Origin of the sequence: Streptomyces sp. NPDC006529 (assembly GCF_040611795.1) — a bacterium.
GTDB lineage: Bacteria > Actinomycetota > Actinomycetes > Streptomycetales > Streptomycetaceae > Streptomyces.
This window is the reverse complement of the sequence record NZ_JBEXPB010000048.1, coordinates 40,310-48,250: the sequence shown is the minus strand read 5'-3', so window position 1 is coordinate 48,250 and position 7,941 is coordinate 40,310. Positions and strand designations below refer to the sequence as shown.

At 71.1% G+C, this 7,941-nt stretch carries 6 protein-coding genes; 3 read left to right on the top strand and 3 right to left on the bottom strand.

Annotated features, from left to right (window positions below):
* Positions 1–153: 153 nt before the first annotated feature.
* On the bottom strand, positions 154–1,932 hold the full coding sequence (gcl, locus tag ABZY31_RS26310) for a glyoxylate carboligase (protein ID WP_356414726.1): 1,779 nt from the start codon (positions 1,930–1,932) through the stop codon (positions 154–156).
* Between the two features lie 267 nt (positions 1,933–2,199).
* Here gcl and ABZY31_RS26305 point away from each other — a divergent pair, with 267 nt between their 5' ends.
* Together ABZY31_RS26305 and ABZY31_RS26300 are read left to right on the top strand one after the other, a co-directional pair.
* Entirely contained in the window at positions 2,200–2,979 is a 780-nt protein-coding gene (locus tag ABZY31_RS26305; RefSeq protein WP_356414723.1) for a hypothetical protein, read from the top strand.
* 74 nt (positions 2,980–3,053) lie between these two features.
* Positions 3,054–3,542: a glutathione peroxidase gene (locus ABZY31_RS26300; protein WP_356414721.1), complete on the top strand. Its 489-nt coding sequence runs from the start codon at positions 3,054–3,056 to the stop codon at positions 3,540–3,542.
* A gap of 42 nt (positions 3,543–3,584) precedes the next feature.
* Here the strand turns inward: ABZY31_RS26300 and ABZY31_RS26295 are convergent, their stop codons facing one another.
* Positions 3,585–5,357, bottom strand: coding sequence for an AMP-binding protein (locus tag ABZY31_RS26295; protein WP_356414718.1), 1,773 nt, complete (start codon positions 5,355–5,357; stop codon positions 3,585–3,587).
* Positions 5,358–5,402: 45 nt separating this feature from the next.
* Positions 5,403–6,587, bottom strand: coding sequence for a winged helix DNA-binding domain-containing protein (locus ABZY31_RS26290; RefSeq protein ID WP_356414715.1), 1,185 nt, complete (start codon positions 6,585–6,587; stop codon positions 5,403–5,405).
* A gap of 189 nt (positions 6,588–6,776) precedes the next feature.
* Between ABZY31_RS26290 and ABZY31_RS26285 the strand changes: the two genes are divergently transcribed.
* A complete protein-coding gene (locus ABZY31_RS26285) occupies positions 6,777–7,883 on the top strand; it encodes a magnesium and cobalt transport protein CorA (protein ID WP_356414712.1) in 1,107 nt (368 codons plus the stop codon).
* Positions 7,884–7,941 lie beyond the last annotated feature (58 nt).

The following is a 7,941-nucleotide window of genomic DNA, read 5'->3' as shown; positions in this document are numbered from 1 at the left end:
TTCCTCGGGCCTTGGGCCACCGACCGCACCTTGCGGATCTCGAACTCCATCGCACCCCTTGAACTGGGGTGTTGCGACGACTCCTAGAACCCAAGCTTGCGGAGGGGCGGGGGCCTTCTCTTGCGGCTCGGCCGGACGGGTCGGGCCGGTGGCTCAGACCAGCGGGCGGATGGCGGTCGGGGCGTGGCCCGGCTCGGTCGCGATCTCTTCCCACTCGTTGATGGCGTCGATGCCGGCGGCGCCCATCGAGATGTTGGTGACGCGCTCCAGGATCGCCTCGACGACGACCGGGACGCGGAACTCGGCGGCGAGCTTCTTGGCCTGCTCCAGGGCCGCGCCCAGCTCGTTCGGGTCCGTCACGCGGATGGCCTTGCAGCCCAGGCCCTCGACGACCTTGACGTGGTCGACGCCGTAGACGCCCAGCTCCGGGGAGTTGATGTTCTCGAACTCCAGGTTGACCTGGAAGTTGATGTCCAGGCCGCGCTGCGCCTGGCGGATCAGGCCGAGATAGGCGTTGTTGACCAGCACGTGGACGTAGGGGATGTTGTGCTGCGCCCCGACGGCCAGCTCCTCCAGCATGAACTGGAAGTCGTAGTCACCGGAGAGCGCGACGACCGGGGTCGTCGGGTCGGCGGTGGCGACACCGAGCGCGGCCGGGATCGTCCAGCCGAGCGGGCCGGCCTGGCCGCAGTTGATCCAGTGGCGCGGCTTGTAGACGTGCAGCATCTGCGCACCGGCGATCTGGGACAGACCGATGGTGGTGACGTAGCGGGTCTCGGGGCCGAACGCCTTGTTCATCTCCTCGTAGACGCGCTGCGGCTTCATGGGGATGTTGTCGAAGTGCGTGCGTCGCTGGAGGGTCGCCTTGCGCTCCTGCGTCTCCGCGGCCCACGCCGAACGGTCGGGGAGCCTGCCCTCGGCCTTCAGCTCCTTGGCGACCTCGATGAACAGCTCCAGCGCGCGCTTCGCGTCGGACGCGAAACCGAAGTCCGGCGCGAAGATCTTGCCGATCTGGGTCGGCTCGATGTCGACGTGGACGAACTTGCGGTCCCTGGTGTAGACGGCCAGGTCACCGGTGTGACGGTTGGCCCACCGGTTGCCGATGCCGAGGACGAAGTCGGAGGCGAGCAGGTTCTCGTTGCCGTAGCGGTGCGAGGTCTGCAGGCCGACCATGCCCGCGTTCAGCTCGTGGTCGTCCGCGATGATGCCCCAGCCCATGAGGGTCGGGATGACCGGCGTGCCGGTCAGCTCGGCGAACTCGACGAGCAGCGCGGAGGCGTCGGCGTTGATGATGCCGCCACCGGCGACGATCAGCGGCTTCTCGGAGTCCAGGAGGAACCGGATCGCCTTCTCCGCCTGCGCGCGGGTCGCCTGCGGCTTGTAGACCGGCAGCGGCTCGTAGGTCTCCGGGTCGAACTCGATCTCCGTCAGCTGGACGTCGATGGGGAGGTCGATGAGGACCGGGCCGGGGCGGCCGGAGCGCATGAGGTGGAACGCCTGCTGGAAGACGCCGGGGACCTGGGCGGCCTCCAGGACCGTGGTCGCCGCCTTGGTGACCGGCTTGGCGATCGAGGCGATGTCGACGGCCTGGAAGTCTTCCTTGTGCAGCTTGGCGACCGGGGCCTGGCCGGTGATGCACAGGATCGGGATCGAGTCCGCGATGGCCGAGTAGAGGCCGGTGATCATGTCGGTGCCGGCGGGGCCGGACGTACCGATGCAGACACCGATGTTGCCGGGAGCGGTGCGGGTGTAGCCCTCGGCCATGTGCGAGGCGCCCTCGACGTGCCGGGCGAGGGTGTGCTTGATGCCACCGACGTTCTTCAGCTCGCGGTAGAAGGGGTTGATGGCAGCGCCGGGCACGCCGAACGCTTGCGCGACACCTTCACGCTTGAGGATCTCCACTGCAGCGGCGGCGGCTGTCATACGAGGCATCGAGTACTCCTGCGGGTCAGGCGGTCAGGCTTTTCCGTAATCCGGAAGTTTTGTTCTGCTATACGGAACAAGCTAAGCGGCGAGTTCCCGATCGTCAAGGCGGTGGAGAACCCCGGAACCCACCAAAAGCCGCGATCCGCTCGGTGAGTTGTACGAAGGGCCGGGCCGGGGACGCGGACGGGCACGGAGATGGCCGACCCACCCCCCGGACGGTCGCGGGTGGTGGAGCATGGACCCACGCACAGCGACGGAGGGGGCACACAGCTCATGGCGGAATCGGTTCCGGTGCGCTGCCCGGCGTGCCTGCGCGAGAACGGCTACACCGCTCCGGTCTTCCCCTGTGCGTGCGGCAGCCCGGTCGCCCCGCCCCTGGACCGCTCCGCGCCGCCCCGGCCGCTGACGCACCGCACCTGGTCGGAGGCGTGGGTGTCGGTGCGGTGCGCGGCGTGCGGGCGGGTGAGCGAGTGGCCGCAGCCGGAGGCGGGGTGCGCGGCGTGCGGGACGGTGGTACGGCTCGCGGTCCTCGCGGCGGAGGCGGTGGGCCGGGCGGAGGCGGTGGGCCCGGCGGAGCGGCGCGGGCCGATGGGGCCAGGGGGCGAGGGGGCCGCGCAGGTGCCCGTACCCGCGCCGGAGCCGTCGGCGGCGCCCTCGGTACGGCCCGCTTTCCGCCCGGTGACCATTCGTACCGCCCGCGACGCGGTGTCGACGGCCGCGCTGTACCTGCGCTGGCTCGGCTTCCGGGACGTACGCCGGCCCGACACGCGCCCGGTGCCCTCGGCGGCAGTCGACCTGCGGGCGCCCGGCCTGGTGGCGCAGGTGGATCCGACGACGTCAGCGGCCGGGCTGCGGGCGGTGGAGTGCGTGTGGCTGAACGGCCTGACCGCCTCCGCCACCAGCGTCTACTTCTCCCTGGCCGGATATACGGAGGACGGCCGGGCGCGGGCGGACGACCTGGGCATCCCGCTGTTCGTCATGGACCTGACCGGGATGCCGCAGCCGGTGAACGACGCGGCGGACGCGCTGGTGGTGACGGGGGCGCCGTACTGACCGGTGGGCGCGGAACACGCGGGGCCCTCGCGTTGTTGGCGGGAGTGCCAGTCCTGCCTTCCAAGGAGAGCGTCTTGAGCCTGTACGACATTCCGCTGACCACCCTGTCCGACGAGCCCACCAGCCTCGCGGCGTACAAGGGCAAGGCGATCCTGCTCGTGAACACCGCCTCGCAGTGCGGCCTCACCCCGCAGTACTCGGGGCTGGCCCGGCTCCAGTCCACCTACGCGGACAAGGGCTTCACGGTGATCGGCGTACCGTGCAACCAGTTCGGCGGCCAGGAGCCCGGTACGGCGGACGACATCCAGACGTTCTGCGCCACCGGCTTCGGTGTCACCTTCCCCATGCTGGAGAAGTCCGAGGTCAACGGGGAGAACCGGCACCCGCTGTACGCGGAGCTGGTGAAGACCGCCGACGCCGAGGGCGAGGCGGGCGACATCCAGTGGAACTTCGAGAAGTTCCTGATCTCCCCCGACGGCGAGGTCGTCGGCCGCTTCCGTCCGCGCACCGAGCCGGAGGCCCCTGAGGTCGTCGCCGCCATCGAGGCCCTCCTGGCCGCCTGAGGTCGGCCGCCCGAGGTCGGCCGCCCGAGGTTCAGGCAGTCGTCAGCGCATTTCGCCCTCGTCGTACTCCTGGCCCGCGCCCAGGGCGGTCAGCTCGCGCAGTTCCACCCGGCGGATCTTGCCGGACACCGTCTTCGGCAGCTCGGCGAATTCGATGCGCCGGATCCGCTTGTACGGGGAGAGCACGGCGCGGGAGTGCTCGAACAGGGCCCGGGCCGTCTCCGGCCCGGGCTCCCAGCCTGCCGCCAGGGCGATGTACGCCTTGGGCACGGCGAGCCGCAGCGGGTCCGGCGCCGGGACGACGGCGGCTTCCGCGACCGCCTCGTGCTCCAGCATGGCGCTCTCCAGCTCGAACGGGGAGATCTTGTAGTCGGAGGCCTTGAAGACGTCGTCGGCCCGTCCGACATAGGTGAGGTAGCCCGCCGCGTCGCGCGAGGCGATGTCACCGGTGCGGTAGACACCGCCCGCCATCGCCTCGGCGGTGCGCTCCTCGTCGTCGCGGTAGCCGGTCATGACCCCCGCGGGGCGGGTCGCCAGGTCCACGCACAGCTCGCCCTCGTCCGCGGATTCCTTGCCGGTGACCGGGTCCACCAGCACGATCTTGTATCCGGGCGCCGGGCGGCCCATCGAACCGGGCTTGACCGGAACGCCGGGGAAGTTGCCCACCTGGAGCGTGGTCTCGGTCTGCCCGAAGCCGTCGCGGATGGTCACGCCCCAGGCCCGGCGGACCTTGTCGATCACCTCGGGGTTGAGGGGTTCGCCGGCGGCGACCGCCTCGCGCGGCGGGGTGCGCAGCGCGCCGAGGTCGGACTGGATCAGCATCCGCCACACCGTCGGCGGGGCGCAGAAGGAGGTCACGCCGCCGCGGTCCATCTCCGCCATGAGCCGCTCGGCGTCGAAGCGGGCGTAGTTGTGGATGAAGACGGTGGCGCCCGCGTTCCAGGGGGCGAAGACGTTGGACCAGGCGTGCTTGGCCCAGCCGGGCGAGGAGATGTTGAGGTGGACGTCCCCGGGGCGCAGGCCGAGCCAGTACATGGTGGACAGGTGCCCGATCGGGTACGAGGCGTGCGTGTGCTCCACCAGCTTGGGCCGGGCGGTGGTGCCGGAGGTGAAGTAGAGCATCAGCGGGTCCCCGGCCAGGGTCTCCCCGTCGGGTGTGAAGAGGGGGGCGGCGCCGGGGCGGGGCAGGGCGGCGTCGGGCATACCGGCGCGGGGCACATCGGTATCGGGCACATCGGTATCGGGCAGGCTCGCGTACATGTCGGACAGCCGCAGCCAGCCCGCCGGTACCTCGTCCCCCGCGGCGATCCGCGTGTAGGCGCCCGGTACGTCCGCGAACTTCCCGGTGTCCTCGGCGCGCACGATGACGTGGCGGGCGCGGCCGCGCTCGACCCGGTCGCGCAGGTCGACCGGGCCGAGCAGCGGGGTGGCGGGGATGACCACCGCGCGCAGTTTCATCGCGGCGAGCATGACCTCCCACAGCTCGCGCTGGTTGCCGAGCATGACGATGATGCGGTCGCCCGCCGCGACGCCCTGGCCGCGGAGCCAGTTCGCGGCCACGTCCGACCGTACGGCCATGTCGGCGAAGGAGACGCCCTCGCTCGTCCCGTCCTCCTCGACGATGCGCAGGGCGTCGGCGGTGTTCCCGGCCGCGATGTGGTCGAACCAGTCCAGGGCCCAGTTGAAGCGCTCGGGCCGGGGCCAGGTGAAGTGCGCGTACGCCTCGTCGTAGGCGCCGCGCCGCTCCAGGAGGAAGTCCCGGGCGGCGAGGAACTGTGCGGTGGCGGTGGCGGACGCGTCGTCGTTCGATGTCATGGAACGCATCGTGCCGTGCCCGCCGGACGCACCACCAGAGCGGCGTCAGCCGGTGATTGACCCGAAGCGCACGCCGCCGTGCGGGGCGTCCGCCGTTCCCGCGGGCCGCACCATCGCGTCGAGGAGCAACTCCCCTTCGGCGATGACCTCTTGGCGCTGGGCTCGGGTGAGCTCCCGGAACGGTTCGACGGTCAGGACGCCGTCCGTCTCCTTCCACACCCCGGCGAGGAATCCGTCGACGAGGAGCGTGCGGTACGCCTGGTTGCCCTTCCACGTCCGGCCCTTGAGGCCGGCGGGGACCACCCGGGTGCGGTCGGCGTGGGACAGGAGCAGGTTGTCGAACTCGGGCAGGAAGCGCGGGGGCGCGGGCGCGTCGGCATCGGGGCGGGGCGCGTCGGGCAGGTCGAAGAGTTCCACGCCGTTCTCGTCGCGGAAGACGAGCAGCCGGGGCCGCAGCCGCTCGAAGGCCGCGCCCAGCCGGGTGAGACCGGCCCAGACCTGCATGTCCTTGACGGAGGCCGGCCCGAAGGCGCCGAGGTAGCGGAGGACGACCTCGTCGAGGGGCGGCGCGGCTGACGCGGACTCCGCCGGCTCTGTGGCGGGTACGTCGGGGGCCGGGCGGCCGAGCCAGTGGTGCAGGGTGGTGAGCCGGACCTGCCCGCTGCGCCCCCACACTCCCCGCGGGGTGACCTGGACGAGGGGCAGGGCGCAGCGCGCGGCGGTGGCCAGGGACGGGGGATCGGCGTCGGGCCACTCGCGCAGCAGTTCCTGCCCGATCTCCCCCATGGTGCGGGGCTCGTCACCCTCGACGAAGGCGCGCGCGAGCCGGGCGAGGCGCGCCAGGTCGACGCCGACCAGCCCCTTGCGGAAGACGGCGATCTCCCTGTCCCGGGCGGGCTGGACCAGGGGGCGCAGGGCGAGCGCGTCCTCGGCGGTGTGCGTGTGGATGGTCGACCTCATCGTCACCATGCGCACCACCTGACGCGTTTCCATCAGCTCGGCCAGCTCTTCGGGACGGAATCCGGCGAGCCGGGCGTGCAGCTGGTAGTAGGGCGGCTTCACGTTCTGCGCCTGGAGCCCGACCAGGTGCGCGACGGCGTCCCGGGCCGACCGCTCGGCCCGGTCGAGGAGCAGCTGGCGGGCGAGCGTGGCCCGGTTCAGCGCGCGGGGACCCAGCACGGGAACGGACGGCTGCGCGCGGGCGGCCTGATGCGGCGTCGGGGGGACCATGACGGCACGCTAGCCCAACGACCCACTCGCGCCACCCGGCCCGCCCGATCCCCTTACCACCCGCATTCCGGCCATTTCCCGCATATCCTGCACATGCGCCTCGTAAGGAAACACTCAGCACTCACCACTCACCGCCGACCACTCACCGCCGACCACTGACCACTGGCCACTGACCCGAAGCGGACCCCGATGCCGGAGCGCCCCGACCGCCGCCGCCCCACACCGCCGCCGCCCCCTTCCGGCCGCACGCCGGCGGGCCCGGACCCGGCCCCCCACCGGTCCGTGGTCGACTCCGCCGTCTACCACGCAGGCCGCAGGGTCGCCTCCCCCACCGGCCTCGCCGAGACCTTCCGCCGCCTGCGCGAGCAGCCCGGCGGCATGGCATGGATCGGCCTGCACCGGCCCACCGAACCCGAACTGCACTCCCTCGCCACGGAGTTCAACCTCCACCCCCTCTCCATCGAGGACGCCCTGGAGGCCCACCAGCGACCCAAGCTGGAGCGCTACGGCGACACCCTCTTCGTCGTCCTGCGCGCGGCCCGCTACGTGGACGCCCTGGAGGAGGTCGACTTCGCCGAGCTGCACATCTTCGTGGGCCCGGACTTCTTGATCACCGTCCGCCACGGCGCGGCCCCCGACCTCTCGGCGGTCCGCCGCCGCATGGAGGCGACCCCGGAACTCCTGGCCCTCGGCCCGGAAGCGGCTCTCTACGCGATCCTCGACGACGTGGTCGACGGCTACGCCCCGGTCGTCGAAGGCGTCCAGAACGACATGGACGAGATCGAGACCGAGGTCTTCCGCGGCGACCCCGAGGTATCGCGCCGCATCTACGAACTCTCCCGCGAAATGGTCGAGTTCCAGCGCGCCACCCGCCCCCTGGTCGGCATGCTCCACAACCTGATGGCGGGCTTCGCCAAGTACGGCACGGACGAGGAACTCCAGCGCTACCTCCGCGACGTCGCGGACCACGTGACCCACACGAGCGAACGCGTGGACGGCTTCCGCCAGGCCCTGACCGAAATCCTGACGGTCAACGCCACCCTGGTCTCCCAACAGCAGAACGCCGAAATGCGCGCCCTGGCAGAAGCCGGCTTCGAACAGAACGAGGAGATCAAGAAGATCTCCTCGTGGGCCGCCATTCTGTTTGCACCCACGTTGGTGGGAACGATCTACGGCATGAACTTCGAGAGGATGCCCGAGCTCAAGTGGGCGGTCGGCTACCCCTTCGCCGTCCTCCTGATGGCGGTGGTCTGCGTCAGCCTGTACGTCGTCTTCAAGAAGCGCGACTGGCTGTAAGTCCGTACGTCGGCTCCGTTGCAGCAACCACTCCTCATGGCTGGGCCGGTCCCGTTGC